Source organism: Sorangium aterium, assembly GCF_028368935.1.
Taxonomy (GTDB): Bacteria; Myxococcota_A; Polyangia; order Polyangiales; family Polyangiaceae; genus Sorangium; species Sorangium atrum.
On the sequence record NZ_JAQNDK010000004.1, the window covers coordinates 926,348 to 949,322 of the forward strand.

General features: G+C 70.9%; 23 protein-coding genes. 12 read left to right on the top strand and 11 right to left on the bottom strand.

All coding sequences use genetic code 11. The features are described 5' to 3' along the window. Positions 1-109: 109 nt before the first annotated feature. The 6 genes from POL72_RS34925 to POL72_RS34950 form a co-directional block, all read right to left on the bottom strand. Positions 110-763 carry a YIP1 family protein gene (locus tag POL72_RS34925; RefSeq protein WP_272101124.1) on the bottom strand — a complete coding sequence of 218 codons (654 nt, stop codon included), beginning with the start codon at positions 761-763 and terminating at the stop codon, positions 110-112. Continuing rightward, on the bottom strand, positions 760-1,125 hold the full coding sequence (locus POL72_RS34930; protein WP_272101125.1) for a DUF2089 domain-containing protein: 366 nt from the start codon (positions 1,123-1,125) through the stop codon (positions 760-762). Before POL72_RS34930 ends, POL72_RS34925 begins: the two co-directional genes overlap by 4 nt. A 177-nt stretch (positions 1,126-1,302) precedes the next feature. Then, a complete protein-coding gene (locus tag POL72_RS34935; protein ID WP_272101126.1) occupies positions 1,303-2,478 on the bottom strand; it encodes a polysaccharide lyase family 20 protein in 1,176 nt (391 codons plus the stop codon). A 131-nt stretch (positions 2,479-2,609) separates the two neighbouring features. Further along, positions 2,610-3,491 (bottom strand): aldose epimerase family protein, encoded by an 882-nt coding sequence (locus POL72_RS34940; protein ID WP_272101127.1) that lies wholly within the window; start codon positions 3,489-3,491, stop codon positions 2,610-2,612. 16 nt (positions 3,492-3,507) lie between these two features. Next, positions 3,508-3,837 carry a hypothetical protein gene (locus POL72_RS34945; protein WP_272101128.1) on the bottom strand — a complete coding sequence of 110 codons (330 nt, stop codon included), beginning with the start codon at positions 3,835-3,837 and terminating at the stop codon, positions 3,508-3,510. Between the two features lie 251 nt (positions 3,838-4,088). Continuing rightward, positions 4,089-4,607, bottom strand: coding sequence for an LEA/WHy family protein (locus POL72_RS34950; RefSeq protein ID WP_272101129.1), 519 nt, complete (start codon positions 4,605-4,607; stop codon positions 4,089-4,091). Positions 4,608-4,734: 127 nt separating this feature from the next. Between POL72_RS34950 and POL72_RS34955 the strand changes: the two genes are divergently transcribed. Next, complete coding sequence (locus tag POL72_RS34955) at positions 4,735-5,640, top strand: alpha/beta fold hydrolase (protein ID WP_272101130.1); 906 nt, start codon at positions 4,735-4,737, stop codon at positions 5,638-5,640. A gap of 73 nt (positions 5,641-5,713) precedes the next feature. On the opposite strand, the gene blaOXA is transcribed toward POL72_RS34955, so the two are convergent. Further along, the gene (gene blaOXA / locus POL72_RS34960) at positions 5,714-6,661 is read right to left on the bottom strand and encodes a class D beta-lactamase (protein WP_272101131.1); all 948 of its coding nucleotides are present in this window, start codon (positions 6,659-6,661) and stop codon (positions 5,714-5,716) included. A 29-nt stretch (positions 6,662-6,690) separates the two neighbouring features. Next, positions 6,691-8,643 (bottom strand): MutS family DNA mismatch repair protein, encoded by a 1,953-nt coding sequence (locus POL72_RS34965; RefSeq protein WP_272101132.1) that lies wholly within the window; start codon positions 8,641-8,643, stop codon positions 6,691-6,693. A 113-nt stretch (positions 8,644-8,756) separates the two neighbouring features. On the opposite strand from POL72_RS34965, the gene POL72_RS34970 reads away from it, so the two are divergent. The 9 genes from POL72_RS34970 (at position 8,757) to POL72_RS35010 (ending at position 17,307) form a co-directional block, all read left to right on the top strand. Beyond that, positions 8,757-9,746 carry a transaldolase gene (locus POL72_RS34970; RefSeq protein WP_272101133.1) on the top strand — a complete coding sequence of 330 codons (990 nt, stop codon included), beginning with the start codon at positions 8,757-8,759 and terminating at the stop codon, positions 9,744-9,746. A gap of 344 nt (positions 9,747-10,090) precedes the next feature. Then, positions 10,091-10,855, top strand: coding sequence for a class I SAM-dependent methyltransferase (locus POL72_RS34975; RefSeq protein WP_272101134.1), 765 nt, complete (start codon positions 10,091-10,093; stop codon positions 10,853-10,855). 11 nt (positions 10,856-10,866) lie between these two features. Further along, a complete protein-coding gene (locus POL72_RS34980; RefSeq protein ID WP_272101135.1) occupies positions 10,867-11,715 on the top strand; it encodes a class I SAM-dependent methyltransferase in 849 nt (282 codons plus the stop codon). Further along, positions 11,708-12,763, top strand: a complete 1,056-nt coding sequence (locus POL72_RS34985; RefSeq protein ID WP_272101136.1) for a polysaccharide deacetylase family protein — start codon at positions 11,708-11,710, stop codon at positions 12,761-12,763. Before POL72_RS34980 ends, POL72_RS34985 begins: the two co-directional genes overlap by 8 nt. Before the next feature lie 150 nt (positions 12,764-12,913). Continuing rightward, complete coding sequence (locus POL72_RS34990) at positions 12,914-13,933, top strand: hypothetical protein (protein ID WP_272101137.1); 1,020 nt, start codon at positions 12,914-12,916, stop codon at positions 13,931-13,933. Positions 13,934-14,197: 264 nt separating this feature from the next. Further along, positions 14,198-14,524, top strand: a complete 327-nt coding sequence (locus tag POL72_RS34995) for an acyl carrier protein (RefSeq protein WP_272101138.1) — start codon at positions 14,198-14,200, stop codon at positions 14,522-14,524. Continuing rightward, positions 14,521-15,465 carry an SAM-dependent methyltransferase gene (locus POL72_RS35000; RefSeq protein ID WP_272101139.1) on the top strand — a complete coding sequence of 315 codons (945 nt, stop codon included), beginning with the start codon at positions 14,521-14,523 and terminating at the stop codon, positions 15,463-15,465. Before POL72_RS34995 ends, POL72_RS35000 begins: the two co-directional genes overlap by 4 nt. Next, positions 15,462-17,135: an AMP-binding protein gene (locus POL72_RS35005; RefSeq protein WP_272101140.1), complete on the top strand. Its 1,674-nt coding sequence runs from the start codon at positions 15,462-15,464 to the stop codon at positions 17,133-17,135. Before POL72_RS35000 ends, POL72_RS35005 begins: the two co-directional genes overlap by 4 nt. A gap of 46 nt (positions 17,136-17,181) precedes the next feature. Next, positions 17,182-17,307 carry a hypothetical protein gene (locus tag POL72_RS35010; protein ID WP_272101141.1) on the top strand — a complete coding sequence of 42 codons (126 nt, stop codon included), beginning with the start codon at positions 17,182-17,184 and terminating at the stop codon, positions 17,305-17,307. Here POL72_RS35010 and POL72_RS35015 read toward each other — a convergent pair. Both POL72_RS35015 and POL72_RS35020 read right to left on the bottom strand, forming a co-directional pair. Beyond that, positions 17,268-17,405, bottom strand: coding sequence for a hypothetical protein (locus POL72_RS35015; protein WP_272101142.1), 138 nt, complete (start codon positions 17,403-17,405; stop codon positions 17,268-17,270). The two genes, POL72_RS35010 and POL72_RS35015, sit on opposite strands and share 40 nt — an antisense overlap. A 443-nt stretch (positions 17,406-17,848) precedes the next feature. Further along, a complete protein-coding gene (locus POL72_RS35020; RefSeq protein ID WP_272101143.1) occupies positions 17,849-18,751 on the bottom strand; it encodes a glycoside hydrolase family 5 protein in 903 nt (300 codons plus the stop codon). Positions 18,752-18,758: 7 nt separating this feature from the next. On the opposite strand from POL72_RS35020, the gene POL72_RS35025 reads away from it, so the two are divergent. Continuing rightward, positions 18,759-19,112: a hypothetical protein gene (locus POL72_RS35025; RefSeq protein WP_272101144.1), complete on the top strand. Its 354-nt coding sequence runs from the start codon at positions 18,759-18,761 to the stop codon at positions 19,110-19,112. Between the two features lie 543 nt (positions 19,113-19,655). On the opposite strand, the gene POL72_RS35030 is transcribed toward POL72_RS35025, so the two are convergent. After that, on the bottom strand, positions 19,656-21,146 hold the full coding sequence (locus POL72_RS35030; RefSeq protein ID WP_272101145.1) for a peptidase associated/transthyretin-like domain-containing protein: 1,491 nt from the start codon (positions 21,144-21,146) through the stop codon (positions 19,656-19,658). A gap of 375 nt (positions 21,147-21,521) precedes the next feature. On the opposite strand from POL72_RS35030, the gene POL72_RS35035 reads away from it, so the two are divergent. Continuing rightward, positions 21,522-22,907 (top strand): MATE family efflux transporter, encoded by a 1,386-nt coding sequence (locus POL72_RS35035; protein ID WP_272101146.1) that lies wholly within the window; start codon positions 21,522-21,524, stop codon positions 22,905-22,907. Positions 22,908-22,975: the final 68 nt, after the last annotated feature.

Sequence of the window (22,975 nt, forward strand, 5' to 3'; positions counted from 1 at the left end):
GAGAGAGAGGTGCAGCGCCGCCCGGGGCGCACCGGTGCGCCCTCGCGGTCGCGCGAGCACCGCAGAGCGCGCCGCGCGAGCCGGGCGGCGCACCGGGGAGATCGATGACTCAGCCGAGGTGCGCGAGCGCGACCTTCGAGAGGATCTCCGACAGGAGCACGAGGCCGATGAGCCCCGCGATCAGAGGCGCGCCGCGCAGGCCGGAGGCGTTCCTGAAGCCCCGAACGAGGAGCGCCAAGGACCACACGAGACACACAGTTCCGACGACGGCGATGACGGCCAGCTCGGGCGTGAATGCGGGCACGCCCGCCGGCAGCCGCGGGGCGAGCAGGCCGAGCGCGACGGCGGCGAGCGCGATCGGCGCGCGCGACAGGCCGATCACGCCGAGAAAATCGATGAGCCGCACGCGGCGCCGCAGGAGCCGCGCATACGTCCAGAAGAGCAGGGCGGGCAACGGCCACGCGACGACCTGCTCGAGGAGCGCCGTCCGGTACGAGATGACGGCAGGCGTCGCGTGCAGGTCGAGGAAGCCGTCAAAGCGAACTCCGAGCCTCGTGAGGGCGACGTTCAGCGCGGCGACGGCGAGCCCCGCCGCGGCGGCGGCTCCCCCGCCGAAGCGCTCGAACGGATTCAGCGCGAGCCGCCATCCGCGCTGGGGAGGCCGCGGCGACATCGTTGCCAGCAGCCGCTCGCCTTCCGCGGGGTTGATGACGTTGTCGCGCACGAGCGCGCGCACTCTCTCGTCGGGCGTGGTCATCATCATAATCCCACCTTGCGCAGAGCCTCCTCGGCCTCCTTCGCGGAGAGCCGCCCCTTCTCGAGCGCATCCAGGATCTCGTGCCGGCGCCGCGCGACGCCCTGCTCCAGCGCATCGAGCCGGCCGATGATCTCGTCGAGCCGATTTCGCACGGTCGGATAGCTGATCTGAAGGACCTGAGCCATCGCCTTCAGGCTGCCTGACGAGCGCACGAACGCGGTCACGAAGGCGAGATCGTCCGGCGACAGCTGGAGCAGCGCGGGGATCTCGAACTGGCCGTCCAGGTTGGTTCCGCAGCTCTGGCAGCCGAGCCGCGTCGCGCGCAGCTCCCCATCACAGCTAGGGCATCTGACGACAAATCTTGCCACGGGATGAGCTTAATATCCTCACCGAGGTCAATATTGTCAATGTTGAGTTGATGAAAATTGATCCGAAAATCAATTTTGTTTAAGAGCCGCCCCTGTCATGTGTTCGGCGCGGCTCTGGCCCGCCCGGGGCGCTGCGGCTCGCGCCGCTCGCGACGGCGCAGCGCCGCTCGCGACGGCTCAGCGCCGCTCGCGCCGCCGCGCGAACGCGAGCGCCGCGATGAGGCCGAGGCCGGCGAGGGCCATGGGCGCGGGGGCCGCGGGCGAGCCGGCGGCGCGGCAGCTGCAGCCGCCGTCGTCGCCCTCGTCGGCCTCCACCTCGTCCGTGCCGCCGGTCGCCGCGCTGGTGGAGCCGGCGCCGGAAGAGGCGGAGGCGGAGCTCGAAGCGCTGGGGCCGGGGGCCGCGTCGCCGCCCGCGCCGTCGCTGCCGCCGCTGCCGCCCGCAGCGTCGCCGCCCGCGCCCACGGTGCTCCCGGTCCCGCCGGAGCCGCCCGCGCCGCCGGAGCCGCCGGCGCCGCCGGCGCCGCCCGCGCCACCGGCGCCGCCTTCCCCGGAGGAGGGCAGCGCGGGGCGGACGTCGTCGAGGGTGTCCCCCTCCACGGCGTCATCGAGGACGATGACGGGGCTGTCGGTGAACTCGGACGGGTTGCGCAGCAGGCCGATCTGCGTGAAATGCGCGTTGTTGTCGGCGAGCGTCTGCGCCTTCCCTCCGGTGACGACCTGCTTGCCGTCGAACCACACGTCGACGGAGCCCTGGCTCGGGTTCGTCGACCACCGGACGTGCAGCGCGATGCGGTGCCACACGCCGGGCGTCACCGCGCCGTCCGCCTCCCAGTGCACCTTGTTGTCGGGCTTGCGGGTGGCGAAGCTGATGTGCTGCCCCACGACCTCGAACGACATCATCTGGTTGTAGCTATTTTCGGACTCCCAGTATCCGATCTGCGTCGGCGGGTCCGCCGCGAGCGCCTCGGGGAGATAGAAGCTCCAGGCGAAGTAGGTCTGGGCGCCCTCGGCCGTGCGCCCGCCGGCCGGCTTGTGGTTCAGCTCGACGCGCTTGATGCCGTTCGACCACCTCGCGTCGTTGGTGAGCTGGACCTTCCCGGCCCTCGTGCCCTGAAGGACAGGCGACGTCACCACGGAGATGTGCTCGCCGTTCAGGGTCGTGTTCCACTGGTTCAGATTGCCCGTCTCGAAGTCTCCGGTCCAGACCGGCGCCGCGGAGGCGCCCGTGGCGAGCGTCGTCGCCAGCGCGGCGGCCGCCAGGGCGGAGAGCGAGAGGCGAGGTCGCCGCCCGAGGAGCGCTCGGGAGCGGGCAAGCGGGGATCGATGTGCGGTAAGGAGATCGGTAGAAGTCATGGCGGGATTCGACGCGTTTTCCGGCCGGCAGTCAACCGAGAAGCCGCGCCTCGCCGCCGACGCTGCGCGGCTCCTCGGTCTCTCCAGCGCGCCCTCCAGCGCGTCGCGGGGGGAGCGCGGCCGTCATCGCTTCAGGCGGAGAGCTCGATCCAGAGCGCCCGAGTCTCGTGCGACCGGAGGTGGATGAGGCGCTCTCCGGTGTTGAGGGCGTCGCCGGGGCAGGTCCAGGGCTCGAGGCAGACGAAGTCCTTGCCTTGCAAGGTCCACACGACCCAGTGGGTGAACTCGGGCGAGCCGCGGACGGCGATGCGCACCCCGGGGGTGCCTTCGATCGACAGCGAGCTCTCGGTGGAGCCGTGATCGAGCAGGTGGAGGTCGACCTCGGGCCGGGTCAGGTCGAAGCCGGAGAAGGGCGCTTCCCGCTTCGTGGTGTTGTCGAACGCGCGCGTCGCCCGCGTCTCGATCGAGGCCCGGGCCTTGTCCGCCTGCGAGACGGCGAAGTAGGGGTGAAACCCGGCGCCGAAGGGCATGGGCGGGGCGCCTGCGCCGGTCTCGTTGGTGATGCGCAGATCGATGCGGAGCGCCCTGCCGAGCAGCGTGTAGGTGAACTCGGCGCGGAAATCCCAGGGGTACTGGGCGCGCGTCGCCTCGCTCGATCGGAGGACGAGGCGCGCGTACGCGCCGCCCGACTCGAGGGTGCCATGGTCGTCGAGCGACCACGGCAGGGTGCGGGCGAAGCCGTGCTGGCGCATCTGGCCCGCTGCTCCGGCGGCGGACCAGGCGTCGCCGGCGAGCTTGCCCGGGGAGGGGAAGAGCACGGGGTTGCCGCCGCGCACGTTGGCGCTGCGATCCTCGAAGGTGGCGCGATCGAGGTAGAGCAGCTCGCGCCCGCCGAGGGCCAGCTCCGTCAGGATGCCGCCGCGCGCCGGCGCCAGCACGGCGCGGCTCGCCGAGCCGCCGTCGACGAGCTCCACCGTGGGGATCGCGCCTTCGATTTGCTTCACGCTGAACATGACACCTCCGGTCTCTTCAGTTGCTTCGCAGCCACTCGAGCAGCCCGACGATCAGCGCGAGCGCCGCGATGGGCAGCGCGATCCACCCGAGGACCGTCGCCCAGCCGCGGCGGAGGGAGCGGCCGCCGCGATCCTCGCACGCGAGGCAGATCGCCCAGACGCGCGCGCCGCCCTCCGTGAGCACGCAGCAGTCGCCGCACACGGGCGCGCCGCAGCGCGCGCACGGCCCCGCCGCCTCGGCGCCGCAGCGCGTGCAGCGCGCGACGGCCCCGCCGCCGTCGTCGTGGAAGATCAGGCCGCCGGACATGGGGCTGCGCCCTTCGGCGGCGGAGAAGAGCGCGTCCATGACCGCGGGCGCGCGCGAACGGGGGGCTCCTCGTGGACGGGCACGGACGTCTCCTCCGCCGCGATTCTGCAAGCTTTGGGGGCTCGAGACAACGCTGGAGACCGCAGGGCGCGCCGGGCCTTCTAAGCTATCCCGTCGCGCGGTACGGTGGAGGGGTATTCAACGATCGTGCGATACGTAGGTTGAATGAGGGCGATGGCGGGCGAGCACCCGAGGCGTCTCGCTCGATCGTCCGTTGCGGGCTGTGCTCCTCAGCGCAGGCCCGGGAGCGGCAGGCCCGGGAGCGAGTTGCCGATCGCCGTGACGAGCTGCTCGTGCGTGATCGTCCCCGCGAGGCGGAACGGCACGTCCACGTTGAGCGTCTCCCCGCCGATCGCGACGGTGCCGCTCACCTGGTACGGGATACCGCGGCTCTGCGCCGCCAGCGCGGCGATGCTCGTGAGGTCCTTCCACTTCACCGAGAGCGGCGCCTCGATACGGGTCCACTTCTTCGCGGGCAGATCGAGCGGCGTGAGCGCGGTGACGGTGCCGACGTCGTACTTGCCGTCGAGCAGCACGCTCGCCTTCATCGAGCGCGTCGAGAGATCGATGCTGTTCGGGTTGTACGCCTGGATCTGGACCCGCAGATCGATGCCCTGGGCGGTGACGGCGGTCACCGCCGCGAGCTCGGGCTTGAGCGTCGGCGGCTCGGGGCGCGAGCACGCGATCAGGGTGATAGCGGCGGCGAGGAGGGGCGATCGCACGGCGGGAGATGTGGCGCGGATCTCCATGGAGCTCAACGGAAATCGGGCGCGCCCCCGGACCTCGTCCGCGGCCCGCCGAGCGCCCGACAGCCCGCGCGCGCGGGCCCGTGCTTCCGCCCCCGCGGGAACCCTTTCGATCTGCTATGCCCGGCGCATGGGCATCCTCCCGCTCGCCGAACGCCTCGCCAAGGAGGCGCTGAACAGGTCCGGGGTGCAGAGCCGCTGGGTCGACACGTCGGTCTGCCGGCTGCACCTCTACGATGCTCCGGGCACGGGCCCGCTCCCGACGGTGGTCCTGCTCCACGGCATCGGCTCCTCGGCGCTCCCGTACGCGCCGGTGCTGCAGCGACTCCGGCGGCGCGCCCGCCGCGTCATCGCCGCGGAGTCGCCGGGGCACGGGTGGAGCGCGGCGCCGGCGTCGGCGTTCACGCCGGAGTGCCTCGCCACCGCGATGCACGAGCTGCTCGACCGCGAGCTCGACGAGCCGGCGATCGTGGTCGGCAACTCCCTCGGCGGCGCGGTCGCGGTGAGCTACGCGCTGAGCTCGCCGGGCCGCGTGCGCGCGCTCGTGCTCGCGTCGCCCGCCGGCGCCGGCATGGAGCAGGCTGAGCTCGCCGAGCTCCTCGCGGTGTTCAACCTGCGGTCGCGGGCCGACGCCCACGCGTTCTTCGCGCGCCTCTACCACCGCGTCCCCTGGTTCACCCCCCTCATCGCAGGCGACGTCGTGCGGACGTTCTCGCGCGAGACCATCCTCTCCTTCAGGCGCTCGGCCCGGTGCGACCACGCGTTCACGCCGGAGCAGCTGGGCGCGCTCTCGATGCCGATCCTGCTGATCTGGGGCCGCTCGGACCGCCTGATGCCGAGCGCCAACCTCGAGTACTACCGGCGGTACCTCCCTCCGCACGCGGAGATCGAGGAGCCCGAAGGCATCGGGCACTGCCCGCAGGTCGACGACCCGCGCCGCTTCGCCGAGCGGATCGCGGCGTTCGCGTGGGCGACGCGCTCCACGGCGTCACCGGGCGTGGCGCCGCCGCCCACGAGCGCAGCGCCGGCGGCATAGGGGACGGCGCCGGCGCCGGGAGAGGCGCCGGCGGCGTAGGGGGGCGGCGCCGGCGCCGGGAGAGGCGCCGGCGTCAGGCGTCTTCGGGGAGCGCGCCGTGCCGCTTGAGCAGGGCGCGGGTCAGGCTGCGGCGCAGCGGCATGATGCGCTCGCCGTCGCTGCCTGTGCCGAGGAGCACGGTCGCGAAGAAGTAGGTGTCTGCCCCGCGCTCGACGTAGCCGACCAGCCAGCCGGTGCTCGATCGCTCATCCATCTCCATCCCCGTCTTGCCGCGCAGCGTGTAGGCCGGCGTCTGCTCCAGCACGAGGATCCGCTTCACGATGTCCAGGCTCCGCGCGGAGCAAGGCAGCGCGCCGGCGTGGAGCCGCCGCAGGAAATCGATCTGCTCGTGCGGGGAGATGCGGAGCCCCCCGGTCAGCCAGAACTGGTCGATGCCCCCCGAGATGTCGCGGTTGCCGTAGCCGAGCGCGTCGAGGTGCGCCTGCATGCGCTCGGCCCCGATCCGGCGCGCGACCTCCTGGTAGAACCAGACGACCGAGTGCTTCATCGCCGACGCGAGATCGTGATCGCGGTTCCAGTCGGGCACGCGGCGCTGCACCCCGTCCCACCGCAGCGTGAAGCGCTCGTCCGGGATGACCCCGGTCTCCAGGCCGATGATCGTGTTCGGGATCTTGAAGGTCGAGGCAGGCACGTACCGCGCCGCCGCGCGGTCGGGGTTCACGACGCGGGTGACGCCCCGCGCGGCGTCGAACAGGACGAACGCGCCGTCCACGCCCTCCGCGCGGAGGAGCGCCGCCCCGCCCTCGTCGATCTCGGTCCGCGTCGCGGCCGGCGCGCTCGCTCCCGGCGTCGCTGCCGGCGGGGCCGCCCCGCCGCCCGCCGGCGGGGGAGGTGGCGGCGGTGGCGGCGCCGTGGCGCAGGCGCTCGCTGTCGCGACGATCGCGAGGAGCGCGCAGGAGAGCAAGGGACGCGCCGAGACGAGGGCGCGGCGCGAGAGGCATCCAGGGAGCAGAGAAAGCATGGCGCCCTCAACGCGGGCGGGGGCCGCGCTCATTCCCGCGCCGCTGCCGCGGCCGGAGCGCTCGCTCCCGGCGCCGCGGTCGCCGCCGCCGCCGTCCGCTCCCCCTCCGAGAAGTCGACGTCGATCCCGACGATCTTCATGAGCCGCAGCGCGTTCGCGCTCGTCACCACGCCGGGCTTCAGCTTGTAATCGAAGGTCATCCTGTCCTCGACCACGAGCTCCTCGAAGTGCATGTTGCGCACCCGCCCCGCGGTCTCCTGCTCCAGCACGGCGAGCCCCATGTCGTGGGACGACACCGCGCCGATGGCGCCCTGCGCGACGAGGTGCCGCACGACCGCCCTCGCCCCGATCTGGCGCTCCCGCGCGTTCGTGCCGTGGAGGATCTCGTCGAGCAGGAACAGCACCCGCTCGCCGCCGTTCGCGCCGTCGACGACGCGCTTCAGGCGGGTCAGCTCGGCGTAGAAGTGCGAGACGCCGTGCTCGAGCGAGTCCTTGATCCGCATGCTCGTCCGCACGCGGACCGGCGACAGCGACAGCGACGACGCGCAGACCGGCGCGCCCGCGAGGGCGAGGGCGGCGTTCACCCCGACGGCGCGCAGCAGCGTGCTCTTGCCCGACATGTTGGACCCCGTCACGAGCAGCGCGGCGCCCGCGCCCTCCAGCGAGACGTCGTTCGTCACCCGCCGATCGCGCGGGAGGAGCGGGTGGCCGAGCCCCGCCGCCGTGAAGCGCGGCTCGCCGTCCTTCACGTCGGGGTACGCGTAGTCGGGGTTCTCGTGCGCGAACGTCGCGAGGCTCGCGAGCGCCTCCATGTGCCCGAGCGCCCGCATCCACGCCTTCACGTGCCGGCCCGCGCGCAGCTTCCACCGCTCCAGCGCGAGGGCGCACCACACGTCCCAGAGCAGGAAGAGGTCGGCGAGGATGTGGATGAGCCCGCTGTGGCGCAGGTCCGAGTAGCCGACCCGGGTCTCGAGCGCCGTCATCTCCCGCGAGGCGAGCACGCCCGAGGGCCCGGCGAGCTCGGCCTTGAGCTCGCGGAGCAGCGCCGACGAGAACGCCTGCTCCTCGATGCGGGCGAGGAGCGGCCGGTACCGCGCGAACGGCGCCTCGCGCGACGAGGCCGCGGCGAGGATGGGCTCGCACGCGGGCCGCAGCAGGACCAGCACGAGGACCTGCGCGGCCAGCGGCAGGAGGAACGCGTGGCGGAGCAGCCCGAGCTGCTCCGCGGGGATGAACCGCGGCGCGGCGAGCAGCGCCAGCGTCAGCGGCACGAGCACCTTCGCCGCCGTCAGGAGCGCGCTCACCGGCAGGCCGCCCGAGCGCGCCTCCGGGCCGAGCAGCGTCGGGGGCGCCTCGGCCCACGCGATGAGCGGGCCGGCCTCGCGCCCGCGCGCCCCCGCCTGCATGCCCACCACCGCGAGATCCTCCCGGAACGCCCCGAGGCCGGCGAGCTCGCGCACCGCCTCCTGCCGCGCCGCCACGGCGGGCGCCGGGGCGGGCTCCGCGAGGAAGGCCGCGAGCGTGGCCTCGCCCTCGCCCGTCTGGGCCACGTCGAGCAGCTGGAACAGCGACGCCTGCCCGAACACGTCGAGATCGCCCGCATAATCGTGGTCCGGCGCGGCGAAGCGATCGCCGCGCTCCGGGAAATCGGCGAAATCGCCGGCGACCCGCCGCTTCCCGCGCACGTAGAGGCCGATGCGCTGCTCGAGCTCCGTCATCCGGGTGACGAGGCGCGCGTGCGCCACGAGCAGCCCGAGGAACACCGCGGTCACCGCCCCGGCGGCGTACGCGACCCACCGCGGCACATCGCCGAAGAGCGCGTACCCCCCGGCCACGGCCGCCGCCACGAACGAGATCCCGCGCAGCAGCGAGAACGTCTTCGATCGGCGATCGAGCGCGCTGGCCTCGGCGCGCAGGACCGAGAGGCGGTCATCGTAGGCGGACAGGACGCGCTGCGCGACGGCGTTGGGGGGCTGCTCCACGGGGCCCTCTCCATAGGCCACCGCCGGCCGTGCATCCAGCCGGAGGGGGGTCCTCACACGAAGGCCACGAAAGCTTTGAAGCGTCCTGGCTGGCTGCTCGTACAATGGCGCCCATGGACCAGAACCTGCTGGAGCGCCTCAAGGCGTACACCGTCGTCGTCGCGGACACCGGCGACATCAACTCGATCGAGAAATTCCGCCCCCAGGACGCGACGACGAACCCGTCGCTCATCACCGCGGCGGCCCAGATGCCCGAGTACGCCGACATCGTGAGCGGCGCGCTCGCCTGGGGCCAGAAGGAGGCGGGCCGGGGCAAGGGGCCGGACGACGTCGTGGGCCTCGCGTTCGAGCGGCTCGCCGTCGACTTCGGCCTGCGCATCCTGAAGATCATCCCCGGCCGCGTCTCGACCGAGGTCGACGCGCGCCTCTCCTTCGACACCCAGGGGACCATCGAGAAGGGCCGGAGCATCGTGCGCCTCTACGAGGAGGCCGGCGTCTCGCGCGAGCGCGTCCTCATCAAGATCGCCTCGACGTGGGAGGGCATCCGCGCGGCGGAGGTCCTCGAGAAGGAGGGCATCCACTGCAACCTCACGCTGCTCTTCGGGCTGCACCAGGCGATCGCGTGCGCCGAGGCCGGCGTGACGCTCATCTCGCCGTTCGTCGGGCGCATCCTCGACTGGTACCTGAAGGACACCGGCCGCACGAGCTACGCGCCGGCCGAGGACCCCGGCGTCGTCTCGGTCACGAAGATCTACAACTACTACAAGAAGCACGGCTACAAGACCGAGGTGATGGGCGCGAGCTTCCGCAACCTCGACGAGATCAAGGAGCTCGCCGGCTGCGACCTCCTGACGATCTCGCCGAAGCTGCTCTCGGAGCTCTCCTCCGCGCGCGGCGACCTGCCGAGGAAGCTCGACCCCGACGCGGCGCGCGCCCTGCAGATCGCGAAGATCCCGATGGATGAGGCGGCGTTCCGCGCCATGCACACCGCCGACCGGATGGCGAGCGACAAGCTGAGCGAGGGCATCGACGGCTTCGCGAAGGCGCTCGCCTCGCTCGAGGTCCTGCTCCGCGAGCGCCTCCAGAAGGGGGCCGCCTCCTAGCGCTGGCGACGCGCGACCGCTGCGCGGGGTGGAGCTCCGGGGAGCGGGCCCGGGCGGCCCCGCGCAGGCGCGGCGACCCCGCGCCGCGTGGGGGTGCGCCTGCGTGCGCCTGCGCTGAGGAACGTCGAGGAACGTCGAGGAACGTTGAAGAACGTTGAAGAGCGGAGGCGCGGGAAGAAGGCGGAGGGCCGGCTTGCATGTGAGCCGCCCGGTCCTCTAGGATTCGTCAAACTGGACGAATCTCGGGCAGCATTCGATCGCCCGCGCCGCGCGTGGTCGACTGCGGTTCTCCGGGAGGCTCCTCGTGGAGCCGCCCTTTTCGCGATGGCATCGAGGAGGCGACGTTGAAGCTCACGTCACAGGAGTACTGGGAGAACCACTGGAAGGGCTACATCGGCACCGACGATCTGGGGGGCGGCTGCGAGATCTACGACGACGTCGCTCCCTTCCTGCCGCGCGGGGAGGGGCTGTCGTTCTTCGAGATCGGCTGCGCGCCGGGCCGTATCCTGGTCGACTTCTGTGGGCGCCTGGGGTTCACGGCGTACGGCCTGGATTACGCCTGCGACCCGGAGGTCGTCGAGCAGGAGATCCGGAAGCGGGGCATCAAGGTCGGCAAGATCGAGAAGGGGGATTTCTTCAGCTGGAAGCCCCAGCAGAAGTTCGATATCGTTGCTTCCTTCGGGTTCATCGAGCACTTCGATGACGCGGCGGCGGTGATGGATCGGCACTTCGAGCTGGTCAAGCCGGGAGGCACCGTGGTCGTGGGCATGCCGAACTTCGCCGGCGGGCAGAGGGCGCTCCACTGGCTGCTCGATCGCAAGAACCTGAAAGGCCACAACACCCGCATCATGAATCTGCCGTTCCTGGAGGCCGCCGCCCGCCGCAATGGCGCCGAGATCGTCCAGGCCCGATACACAGGCGGCCACTTCGATTTCTGGCTGGACGATGAGGCGCCGCTCCTGGCGCGGCGCGCCGTCTGGAAGCTCGTCGGGCCCCTCAAGGCGATCGCGCGCCGGGTGGTCCCCGGCGAGACGAACCCCTGGTTTTCGCCCTTCCTGTTCGCCATTTACCGGGCGCCCCTGCTGCCCGCAGGGACAGCCGACGCTTGATCCTTTCCACGATGAGCGAGCCGAGCCAGAGCGTCGCCACCCCGCCGGCTGTCCGAGACGCAGACGCCGATCGCCGCTTCCGCGAGTGCGCGCGGCGCCACGGCTGGGATCCCGACGACCCGTGGGTCGGGGGGTATGCCACGTGGGAGTGGCGGCGCAGCCGCCACGCCTACGACGACCTCTTCACGTCGGTCCGCGGCAAGAAGGTGCTCGAGTTCGGCTGCCACTTCGGTGGGACGGCGATCGTGCTCGCGACCCTGGGCGCCGACGTGACAGCGCTCGATATCGATCCCATGTACGTCGAGCTGGCGCAGCTGAACGCCGAGCGCCACGGGTTGTCGGACAAGATCCGCGTTCATCACGTCCCCGACACGACCGCGATGCCGTTCGCCGACGGCGAGTTCGAGCTCGTCTCCTGCAACAGCGTGCTCGAGTACGTCCCGCCTGAGCGCCTGCCGATCGTCCAGCGCGAGATCGATCGGGTGCTCGGGCCGTGGGGGTTCATCGTCATCCTGGGCACGAGCAACCGCCTGTGGCCGGTCGAGTGCCACAGCGGTCGCGCCCTGATCAATTATGTGCCTCGGCTGCTGCGCCCGCTGTTCCCGGGCAGGTCGGTCTACAGCGTATTTCCCTGGCAGCTCCGGCGCGGGTTCGGCGATTATGTCGACATCTCGCAGCAGGATCGGGGCCGGCTGATCGTCGACCTGAAGGCCAAGATGGGGCTGTCGGGGCCGCGGCGCATGGCCTTCTCGGCAGCGAACCGGCTGCTCGGCCCGCTCGGGATGCACGTGGGCTTCGTGTCCCCGACGATCACGATGGTTCTTCAGAAGCGTGGCGAGGGAGGAGCTGGCGATGGCTGACGGGAGGACGCGGGTATACATCACCGTGGACGTGGAGTGCGCCGAGGAGCGCATCCTGGGCGATACCAAGTCTCCCGCGATGGGCTACGATCTCCGGATCTGGGGCCGCTTCGTCAACCAGCGCGACCCCCTCGGGATCGAGCTCATCATGCGCGAGCTCGAGGCGTACGGCCAGCGCGGGACGTTCTTCGTCGAGGCCATCGGCTCGTACAGCTTCGGGATGGACGGGCTGACGAGCGTGTGCCAGGCGCTCCACAGCCGCGGCCACGACGTGCAGCTGCACGTGCACCCCGTGCAGCGGCGCGCGGACTGGCACACCCGGGGCGAGCCCCGGGTCTCCGACGACATCGCCGACTACCCGGTCGAGGAGCAGACGCGGCTCCTCCTGGAGGGGCGCGACCTGCTCGTGCGCGCGGGCGTCCCGGCGAGCGAGCTGCTCGGCTACCGCGCCGGCAATTTCGGCGCGAACAACGACACCTGGCAGGCGATGAAGCGGGCGGGGCTCGTGCTGAGCAGCAACTACAACCCCTGCTACTTCAGCAAGAACTGCAAGATGCAGTATCCGGGCGCGCGGCTCGGCCTCTTCGAGACGCCCGAGCCCGGGGTGTACGAGCTGCCGGTCACGAACTTCATCGAGCCCACGAAGCGCTTCAGGCACCTTCAGATCACGGCGGTGACGCTCGACGAGATCAAGCACTGCCTCCTCCGCTACCGCGCCCTCGGGGTGAAGGAGGTCACGCTGGTGACGCACTCGTTCGAGTTCTATTTCCTCGACTCGGCGGAGGCGCGCCGCGGCTTCCCGAACCGGCTGAACGTCGAGCGGCTCCGCGGGCTCTGCCGCTTCCTCGACGAGAACTCGAAGGACTTCGAGGTCGACACCGTGGGCGCCCTCGCGCGCCGGCTCTCGGACGCGGCGTCTTCCACGCACGGCGTCGACGAGGTCGCGCCGCCCTCGCTGCAGTTCCCCCACTCCAACCCGATCCACCACGCCCGCCGCGTCGTCGAGCAGGCGTACAAGCGCGTGGCGCAGCGGTTCACGTTCGGCTAGCTCCGTCGGCCAGGGGCGGCCGGGCTCCTGCGCCGCCGCGCGGCGCGCGGTGCGTCGTCGAACGCTCAGCCGGCGCTCGTGCCCCTGCTGCCCTCCACGCTCGCGAGCGCCGTCGGCGATCGCGCGCCGCCGCGGTGCTAAGTAGCGCGTATGCGGCTCATCGGACAGATCCACGTTTCGCTCAAGGGCAGCATCATCCAGCGCAACCCCACCGTCTGGGAGAAGCTGAAGCGCAGCTTCGGCGCCACGGTGGATCTCGACACCGATCGTGTGCGCGTCGAGCTCGAGGCCACCGCCGTGGTCGATCAGGTGCGGCGGGCGCTCGTCCAGCTCGGGGTCACGAACGCCCTCTCGCTCGTCATCGATGACACCGTCATCTTCCAGGACACCGACGGGAAGCCGGACGATCTTCCCGATCTCGTGCTCGCGCTGTCCGAGCATTCCGCCGTGTTCGGGCGCGGCTTCAGCGAGCTCCGGTTCGCCGCCGAGCACGAGGAAGCAGGGCTGCACCTCGTCATCGAGACGCGGGCGCGCACCGAGCACACCGACGACGAGCCGGCGGGGCTCGTCTCCATCGGCGGGCGCCTGCGGGACCTCGAGCCGAGAGCCGGCGAGTCCGGAGAGGACTACCGCCGCCGCGTCGAGCCCCTGGCGAAGGATCCGGCGCTGTTCGAGGCGGCGCGGCTGCAGTTCGAGTCCTTCGTCGGTCGGGTCGAGGGCGCCCTCAAGGCCACGATGCCCGAGGCGCGCGTGGAGCATCACCACGCCGACGCGCGCGTCGTGCACGCGCCGGCGGCCGACGGCGCGGGCGCCGAGCGGCCTCCCGTGAGCCCCACGCACCCGGGCTATGATCCGTTCGTCGTCTATTACCCACCCAGCCCGCTCGGGATGATGCTGGACGTGATGCTCATCACCTCGTTCATGCACATGCTCACGCCTCCAAACGTCCTCCTCGTGAACCCGGCGGGCACGATGCTCGGCACAGCGCAGGAGGCCGCCGAGAATCCTGACCTCTTGAACGACGCGGATCGCGGCGGCGACGACCTCTCGACGGGCGACGAGGGGGATGAGGCGGATGACGGCGAGCCGTGGGGCGATGACGGCGACGGGGTCGATGACGGCGGCGGGTTCGATGACGGCGGCGGGTTCGACGGCGATTTCGGCGATTGAGCCGCTCGCGCCGGGCCGCGGCGAGGCGCCGCGGCTGGGCCTCGCGCGTCCGTCGCGCGTCTGTTGCGCGTAGGTTCCGGCGCGCGCAGCGCGCCAGCGCGCCCGCGACGCGCTGACCTCGCGGTCGAGCGGGCTCGTCCGGCCATGGACGACGACTGGCGATCATGGTACGTCGCGCTACGGCCGTGACCGGCGCTGGCATGAGCATCTATCGCGCTGGCGTGCTGAAGGTCGCGCGCGCCGAACCCTGGACTGGAGAGCGCGATGAACAAGAGCGAGGCGGCGCTTCGGAAGCAGCCGCAGGCGGCGGGCGGGGGAGATCCGGAGATCGCCAGAGAGGTCCGCACCATCATTGCAGAGCGATGTGGGATGAGCGTCGATGCCGTGACTCCCGACCTGTCGCTCGAGAGCGGCCTCGGCGTGGATTCACTGGCGCTCATCGAGGTCAACGTCGCGCTCGAGGAGCGATTCCAGATCGTGGCGCCCGATTTCGCGGCGCCCGATCAGGCGCAGATCAGCACGGTCGGTGACGTCATCGCCTTCGTCGAGGCGCAGATCGCGGCGCGGGGCGGCCGGGGAGGGGCGCCTTGATCGCCCCGCGCACGCGCGCCGAGCGCGAGGCCGCCGTCCGGACGCCCGAGGAGCAGCGGGAGCACGAGCGGCGCGAGGTCGCCGCGCATTACCAGAACGACCCGGAGATATTCTCCATGGTCCTCGACAGCCGGCTGGCCTACGCGACGGGCATCTTCCTCGATCCCGCCGAGAGCCTCGAGGCGGCGCAAGAGCGGAAGTACGACTGGGTCCGCCGCGAGCTCGACATCCACCCCGGAGAGCGCGTGCTCGACGTGGGGTGCGGCTGGGGCTCGAACCTCATCTATCTCGCCGAGCGCACCGGCGGGAGCTTCCAGGGCGTCACGCTGAGCGACAAGCAGCGGCAGGAGGCGCTCCGCCGCGCCGATCGGGCGGGGGTCGCCTCGCGGGTCCGCATCGATCTCGCGCATATCGAGGACATCGACCTCGCGCCCGAGTCGCTCGACGCCGTGCTCTTCGTGGGCAGCATCGTGCACATGCACAACCGCGAGCGGATCCACCAGAAGATCGCCGCCGCGCTGCGCCCGGGCGGCAGGCTGCTCATCTCCGACTGCTATTTTCCGGCGCGCGCCCGCGGGGACCGGGAGAGCGCCGCGACGCAGTACATCTTCGTCGAGGCGCTCGGCTATTGCCGTCTGATCTCGCTGGCCGAGGAGCTCGGGCTGATCGAGCAGGCCGGCCTCGATGTCCGGCGCGTCGAGGATCTCACGAGCTCGTACGTGCACACGGTCGCCCGGTGGATCGACAACGTGCGCGCGAACCGCGCCCGGATCGACGCCCGCGCGCCCGGCTTCTCGCGGCTGCTCCAGACGTACATGACCGTGGGCCGGCTCTCCTTCGCGCGCCGCACCGCGCTCGAGTACATGATCGTGGCGACGAAGGGCGGCGGCCGCGAGCGCCTCGGCGTCGCGCCCTCGCCCGAGCCGAGGCAGGCGCCGTGAGCCGCGGGCTCGCTGCGCGGACGGTCGCGGGCCTGCTCAGGGCGCGCGCCGAGGCGACGCCGGAACGATTCGGGTTCTATCACAAGCAGCAGGGCGAGTTCGTCGGCTGGTCGTGGGCGGAGTACTGGCGCCGCGCGTGCGCGGCGGCGTCGGGCCTGCTCGCGGCGGGGGTGCGCCCCGGCGATCGCGTGCTCCTGCTCGTGACGGACGTGGAGGTGGCGGTGCCGTGCCTCTTCGGCGTCTGGGTGCTCGGCGCGGTGCCGATCCAGGTCGGGGTGCCCTACCGGCTCACGGACGTGCCGGCGTTCCTCGGCGAGCTCCGGCGGACGGCCGCCCGCGTCGGCGCGCGCGCGCTCGTTGTCTCGTCCGCGCTGCTCGGCTTCGCGCAGGGCGAGGAGGGGGCGGACGGCCTCCTCCAGCTCGCCGCCGAACCGCTGCTCGACGCGCCCCTCGCGGGCTCGCTGCCCGATCCGGAGCGCGCGCCAGGGCCCGCGCTCATCCAGCTCACGAGCGGCAGCACCGGGCACCCGCGCGGCGTGGTGATCCCGCACGAGCGGCTGATGCTGCACCTCGACGCGATGAGCCAGCGGCTCCCGGTGCGCGGCGAGGGCGCGGGGGGCGTCTCGTGGCTGCCGCTCCACCACGACATGGGCCTCGTCGGCGGGCTGCTCTTCCCGCTCTTCAACGACTTCCCCGTTCACATGCTCTCGCCGCTCGAGTTCCGGACGCGGCCGTTCTCGTGGCTCGCGGACATGTCGAGCATCCGGGGCGCCATCTCGCTCGGGCCGCCGAGCGCTTATGCGATCTGCATCGGCCTCGCCCGCCGCGCCGTCGAGGCGGGCCTCGATCTCGGCGCGTGGCGGTGCGCGATGATCGGCGCCGAGCCGATTTCCCCCGCCTTGCTCCGCCGCTTCGCCGAGGCGTTCGCGCCCTGCGGCTTCCGCATCGAGGCGTTCTTCCCCGTCTACGGGCTGGCCGAGGCGACGGTCGCCGTGACCTTCCCGGACCTCTACGCCGAGCCGCGCGCCCTCACGGTGGATCGCGGCCTGCTGGAGCGCGAGGGGCGCGTCGAGGAGGCGGCGCCTGGCCCCCTCTCGCTGGAGCTCACCGGCGTCGGCAGGCCGATCCCGCACACGGAGATCCGGATCGTGGACGCCCAGCGCAGCCCGGTTCCGGAGCGCACGGTGGGGGAGATCGAGGTGCGCTCGGAGACGGTGATGGAGGGCTATTTCAACGAGCCCGAGGCGACGGCCGAGGCGCTCGTGGGCGGGTGGCTGCGGACGGGCGATCTCGGGTTCATCGATCGAGGGACGCTGTTCGTCACCGGCCGGAAGAAGGAGGTGATCATCAAGGGCGGTCACACGATGATCCCCGCCGTGATCGAGGAGATCGCCTCCCGGGTCGACGGGATCCGGGCCGGGTGTGTGGTCGCGGTCGGGCTGTTCGTCGAGGAGCGCCAGACCGAGTCGGTCTATGTCGTGGCCGAGACGCGCGCCGAGGCGTCCGAGCACGCCGGCCTCGCGGAGCGCGTGCGGGAGGCGCTGCGGGCGAACGGCGTCACGGTGGACCAGGTCGTTTTGGTTCAGCCGGGCGAGCTGCCCAAGACGACGAGCGGCAAGCTGCGACGGCGGGAGGTCGCTGAGCGGCTGCGCGCGGGGGGGCTTCGCTGAAGAGCGCGCCGTCCCCGCTACCCCACCACCCGTCACCAACGTTTACGTGAACGTTTACGTGAACGTGAACGTGAACGTGAACGTGAACGTGAACGTTTACGTGGTCGTGGTCGTGGTCGTGGTCGTGGTCGTTCACGACCTATCGTTGACGACCACGACCACGACCACGTAAACGACCACGACCACGACCACGACCACGACCACGACCACGACCACGTAAACGACCACGACCACGACCACGTAAACGACCACGACCACGACCACGACCACGTAAACGTTCGGATGTAGGAGGACGCGGCGCGAAGCTTGGTTAACGAGCTTCCGGGGGACCGTCCTTTAAAGGTGGTTTCCGTTCGTCTCAACCATGGACAGACGCGGCGCGGCACGGCCGATTTCGCGGGCGCTACAGGGCTGTGCGCGATAGATCCCGGAATCGCTCTCCGGAGCACAACCGAACGGGACCGTCCATGTTGAGCAGCCTGAGAGACCACAAGTCCATCTGTCCCGCCCCGCTTTCGCCCGAGGCGCGCGCGTGGGAGCTGGAGCAGCTACGGGCGCTCGGACTCGAAGACGACGACTGGAGCCCGGACGATCAATGCCCCTTCTGTGCCGGGCGGCCCCTGTCCGTGGAGGGCAAACGAGCGCACGGGTGAGCGGCGCCCTCGGTCGGGGGGCGGGTCACCGGCGCGAGCGGCCGGCGACCCGCGCGCGGATCACTCTGCGATCTTCCCCTTCACCCACTTGCCCGACTCGGTGAGGTCGTTGTCGCTCCAGTTGCCCATCGGGTTCGCGTTGGGCCTGAGCGCGGAGCACGCCTCGGCCTTGTCGCCCAGCGACCAGTTGGCCCAGCTGATGTTGTGTGCGTCCAGGAAGTCGAGCCAGGTCTGCGACTCGCCGAGGTTGAGCTGGCCGTTGCCGTCGGCGGAGCAGGTCCCCCACTCGGTCACGAAGAGCGCCAGCTTCTTGTTGATGGCTTTCTGGGCCTTCTCGCGGAGCGACGCCTTGTGCGTGTTGGCGTAGAAGTGGAGGGTGTACGCCACGTTCTGATCGCTGAGCGGATTGTCCGCGGCGATGTCGACGTCCTGCGACCAGTTCGGCGAGCCGACGATGATCAGGTTGTTCGCGCCCTGGCCGCGGATCTCGGAGATCACCGCCTCGGCGTAGGACTTCACCGCGGGCCAGGTGTTGGTGTTGAGGGGCTCGTTGAAGACCTCGAAGATGACATTGGGCACGTTCTTGTAGGCCTGCGCCACCTCGCGGAAATAGTTCCTCGACTGGTCCAGGTGCTGGTGCGCGTTGTGGTCGTGCCAGTCGAGGATGACGTAGATGCCCTTCGCGATCGCCGCGTCGGCGATGGTCTTCGCCTTGGCCTTCTGGGCGCCCGCGTCCTGGAGGTACCCGTCCTCGCCCTCGATGCCCATGGCAGCGCGGACGACGGTCGCGTCCCAGTTGTCCGCGATCGAGTTGACGACATTGCCGTTGTAGTAGTTGCTCCACTGGCTCCAGAACAGGCTCATGCCCTTGAGCTGGACCGGGGACCCGTGCTCGCCGACGATGTTGCCGTTCATGACCCGGAGCCGGCCATGACGCTCGACCGGCGTGCCCTCCGTGGGCACCCCCCCGGTGCTCGCGCTCGTCGTGGACGAGGCCGAGGTCGTCGCCGAGGTCGTCGAGGCCGAGGTCGTCGAGCTGGCGGAGGTCGTCGAGGCGCTCGACGTCGTCGAGCTGGCGGAGGTCGTCGAGGCGCTCGACGTCGTCGAGCTGGCGGAGGCCGCCCCGCCGACGCCCGCGCCGCCGGCGCCGCCCGCGCCGCCCACGCCGTCGTCCGTCGCCGTGTCACCGCAGCCGATCAGCACGGTGGCTTGCAACGCAACCACCGCAAGGCCGAATGACCACCTCGACCTGCCAAGCACACCGCGAAGCAAAACACTTTTCATCATGTCCTCCAAGGAAAGTATCCGGATGGCGCGGCATTAAAAGGGCAGTTCCGCGCCATGGCAAGCCCTCTGCGTGCCCCTGAATAAGAGATGAACTCGATGCTGTTTGTGTGATGAAATACAGTGTCAGTGCGTGCAGGGCCCAACCGCGGCCGGTGGTCTCCGGCGGGAGCGTGAGGCGAAGCCTTCACGGGCGCCGATTCGAGTGAGCTGTGGTGTGCAGGCACCGAAAATTCCGCAAAAAATATGCCAGTTGGCGGAGCTCGTGGAGCGGGCGCTGCTGCGCTGCGTCTCTGGCCTGTGTGGGGGGCTGTCCCGCGCGGGTCCACGCAGGCTACAGTGCTCCCCTTGGTGGTCGGGTGACCACCCTGGGCAACCGCGTATCCATGCGCAGGGCGTCAATATCGCTCAGGAAATCGCGAGCGAGCGCCCCGGAATGTCGAGCCTCCAGCGCCGCGCCCGGCTCGTCTCGGCGCCCGCCGCCGTGGTCCGGCTCGCCTGGCGTCCGGCGCCTCTTCGTCGACAGCCACCATGACCACCGCAGGCCCCGGAGAGGGAGCTCGCCGCGCCGTCGAGGCGCTCGTCACCTCGGCACGGGCACCGGCGGCGGCTCGTCGTCCGGCGCGATGCAGGCCGACAGGTCGAACAGCATGAAGAGCAGCGCCTTCTCCTGCGCGGTCAGCTCATGCGTCGCCCCGCCGCGGTCTTGACAGCCGCTCGGGAACGGCGCCCCGGCGACGTCGCTCGCCGCCACGTGGATGTCCGTGTACACGAACCTTCCGCACTGCTCCTCTTCCGGCGCGCCGATGGGCGTGTTGAACGTGAAGTATTTGACCCCCGCGGGCGCGTCGAAATCCGCGTTGGCGTCGTTGTAGAGCCACCGCGTCGCGATCTCCTCGTTCACCGAGTCGACCCAGTGCTGCGGATCGTTGATCTCGATCTGCCCGGGCACGGTCGACGCTCCCACGTTGGCGAGCCAGTCCCGGAGCGCCAGGCCCTTCGGGAACGTGGTGTCGACGAGCACGGGGAGCCCGTCGTCGGGATCGCTCTCCTCGTCCCATGTCGCCGTCTCCGGGAACCGCTCCGGGCCGAGCCGGAGCCAGGTGTTGTGCCAGTGCGACGCGAACACGCGGCCTCCCGCGGAGGCGTAGTCGAACATCGCGCGCCGCGCGGCCTCCGGCTTGTCGTCCCCGAACTCGGAGCCTTCGCACGACAGGATCACCATGTCATATTGCCTCAGGTTGTCGAGCGAGCTCCAGAACCCTCGCGCCGGCGAGAAGGGCGCGCCGTCGTTCAGGCCGTCTCGGTACCTGCTCGTCGCGCTGTCGCCCTCGATGGCGCGCCCGACGAACAGGTTCACCCGCCCGTCGCCCGCCTCCGGCGTGAACTCCGACGCGTCGATTCCCATCTTGTACAGAAGGCACTCCAGCACGTCCGAGCCGCCGGTCGTCAAGGCGATCTTCGGGAGGTGACCCTCGGCCTTGCTGCGCGGCAGGCGGACCGTCCTGTCCACGGTCGGGTTGTCGACGCACCCCTCGACCTTCGGCAGGGTGATCTGGCGCCGCCATTTGCCGAGCTGGACGACCAGCGGGATGTCCTCCCCGACCGGCACGTTCTCCAGCACGAAACGCCCGTTCGTGTCCGTCAGCGCGGTCGCGATCGGATCGCCGGAGAGCGTCACATCGCATCGATCGCAGCTCGCGCCGTCGGTGATGGGCTCGAGCGCCCTGTTCGGGACGTACACCGTGACGTTGTACAGCGGGAGTTTGCCCCCGGGCTCGTACACGGTGCCGCTCACGGTGGTCTTGCCGCCGCCGGGACAGGCGATCTGCTGGCACTCGAGCCCCTCGCACCCGCCGCCCCCGACCCCTGACCTGCCGCTCCCCGCCAGGAAGGGGATTCCCCCGGAGCCGCCGCCCCCCGCGCTCTGACCCCCTGCGCCCAGGTCGGCTCCGCCGCCGGACGTGGCGCCGATCGTCCCGCTGGCATCGCCGCAGGAGCATCCGCCAGCGACAGCCGACGCCGTGGCCGCCGCGGCCAGGAGCCATCGGGCGCTGCCGTGCAATATCCCCATTTGATCCTCCAGGCGCAGAAGGACGAGTGTGCCCTGTTCCGCCCATTCCCAGAGTAATCGATACGCAAGGATGCGGGAAGGGACAAGCATGCAACGGTGCGAGCGAGAACACGCTCTTGCGTGTGTTGCCGGAGGCCCTCCTCTCCGTCTGCGCCGCTGAGGGCGGCGCGGGGCGGTCGGGTGTCATTCTCTCGGTCTCGCGCGGTCTCGCTGGGTTGCCGTGCGATCGCGCGGGTCGTGAGGAGATAGGCGACAGCGGCACCAATCTTCGTTCCGCGTACGACCGCGGCCGCGCTACGCGCTACGCGCGACGGCGCTCGCGTGGTCATGCTCCGTCGTGGCGAGATGCCCCTCGGCAGAGTAGGATGCGGCGCTTTGCAATCGGTCCTACCTGCCCCCGTTCTTCCTCGCCCGCGTTTGCTGGAGATCACCTGGCCCATCTTCAGCGAGAACCTGCTGCACATGCTCGTCGGCGTGTTCGGCGTATGGCTGGTCAGCCGCCTGTCGGACGAGGCCGCCGCCGCGTACGGGCTGTCCAACCAGATCATGTTGACCTTCATGATCACCTTTCGCTTCGTCAGCGTCGGCGCGAGCGTTGTGGTCACCCAGTATCTCGGCGCGCGGGACCGGGCCGGCGCGGAGCAGGTCGCGCGCGCGTCGCTCGCGGCCAACCTCTGGCTCGGCGTCTTCAGCTTCGCCGTCATCGCGATCGGCGCGAGGCCGCTGCTCGAGCTGATGCGCCTGCCGCCGTCCCTGTTCCCGATCGCGGAGCCTTACCTGATCGCGGTCGGCGTGATGCTGGCGTTCGACGCGGTGAATTTCTCGATGGGCTCGGTGCTGCGCGCGCACACCTACACCCGCGACACGCTGCGCCTCATCGTCGTCATGTACATCGTGCAGCTCGCGCTCAGCCTGCCGCTCATGTTCGGTGTCGGCGGGGCTCCTGGGCTCGGCATGATGGGGCTCGCGCTCGCCGCGGTGGTCGGACGCGCGCTCTCGTTCTGGATGCACCGGCAGCTGTGGATCTCGCGCCTCGGAATCCGCCCGACCTTCGAGGATTTCTGGCGCATTCGCCCCGATCGCCTCCGCGAGATGCTGCACATCGGCCTGCCGGGGGCGGGCGAGAACGTGGTCTATCGCATCAGCTTCATGATCATCCTGGCGATGGTCGCCAACATGGGGCAAACGGCGCTCACCACGCATACGTACACGATGCAGATCGTGCACTTCCTGCTCCTGTTCGGCATGGCGATCGGCTTCGGGACCGAGATCGTGGTCGGGCACCGCATCGGCGCCGGCGATCTGCAGGGCGCCGATCGCCTGGTGCGCGGCGGCCTGGCGATCGGGTTCTGCGTGTGCGTGAGCCTGGTGATCGCCACAGCGCTCCTCGGCCCCCACCTGCTCGGCCTCTTCTCGCGCGATCCCGAGGTGATCGCCACAGGCTCCCGGCTGCTCTGGCTGACCCTCCTCGTCGAGCCGGGCCGCACGCTCAACCTGGTCGTCATCAACGGGCTCCGCGCCACCGGCGACGCCCGCTTCCCGGTCGGGTTCGGCGTCTTCTCGATGTTCGCCGTGGCCGTCGGGCTGTCCTGGCTGCTCGGGGTCCACTTCGGCTGGGGGCTCGCCGGCGTCTGGGTCGCCTACGCCGCCGACGAGTGGGTCCGCGGGCTGGTCATGGCCGCGCGCTGGCACTTCCACGGCTGGGTGCCCCACGCGCGGCGCACCTTCCGCCGGGTGCGGCTGAACAGCCGCCCTGCGTGAGCGCTCGCGCTTGCGCTTGCCGAACAACCGCCCGAGCGAGGGTGAAGCGCCGCCCCTCGGAGGGCAGG

Excerpts from the sequence above, each read along its gene's own strand:
- POL72_RS34925 (WP_272101124.1), bottom strand. The coding sequence starts at position 763 with ATGATGATGACCACGCCCGACGAGAGAGTGCGCGCGCTCGTGCGCGAC.
- POL72_RS34935 (WP_272101126.1), bottom strand. The coding sequence starts at position 2,478 with ATGACTTCTACCGATCTCCTTACCGCACATCGATCCCCGCTTGCCCGC.
- POL72_RS34940 (WP_272101127.1), bottom strand. The coding sequence starts at position 3,491 with ATGTTCAGCGTGAAGCAAATCGAAGGCGCGATCCCCACGGTGGAGCTC.
- POL72_RS34945 (WP_272101128.1), bottom strand. The coding sequence starts at position 3,837 with ATGGACGCGCTCTTCTCCGCCGCCGAAGGGCGCAGCCCCATGTCCGGC.
- POL72_RS34950 (WP_272101129.1), bottom strand. The coding sequence starts at position 4,607 with ATGGAGATCCGCGCCACATCTCCCGCCGTGCGATCGCCCCTCCTCGCC.
- POL72_RS34955 (WP_272101130.1), top strand. The coding sequence starts at position 4,735 with ATGGGCATCCTCCCGCTCGCCGAACGCCTCGCCAAGGAGGCGCTGAAC.
- blaOXA (WP_272101131.1), bottom strand. The coding sequence starts at position 6,661 with ATGCTTTCTCTGCTCCCTGGATGCCTCTCGCGCCGCGCCCTCGTCTCG.
- POL72_RS34970 (WP_272101133.1), top strand. The coding sequence starts at position 8,757 with ATGGACCAGAACCTGCTGGAGCGCCTCAAGGCGTACACCGTCGTCGTC.
- POL72_RS34980 (WP_272101135.1), top strand. The coding sequence starts at position 10,867 with ATGAGCGAGCCGAGCCAGAGCGTCGCCACCCCGCCGGCTGTCCGAGAC.
- POL72_RS34985 (WP_272101136.1), top strand. The coding sequence starts at position 11,708 with ATGGCTGACGGGAGGACGCGGGTATACATCACCGTGGACGTGGAGTGC.
- POL72_RS34990 (WP_272101137.1), top strand. The coding sequence starts at position 12,914 with ATGCGGCTCATCGGACAGATCCACGTTTCGCTCAAGGGCAGCATCATC.
- POL72_RS34995 (WP_272101138.1), top strand. The coding sequence starts at position 14,198 with ATGAACAAGAGCGAGGCGGCGCTTCGGAAGCAGCCGCAGGCGGCGGGC.
- POL72_RS35030 (WP_272101145.1), bottom strand. The coding sequence starts at position 21,146 with ATGGGGATATTGCACGGCAGCGCCCGATGGCTCCTGGCCGCGGCGGCC.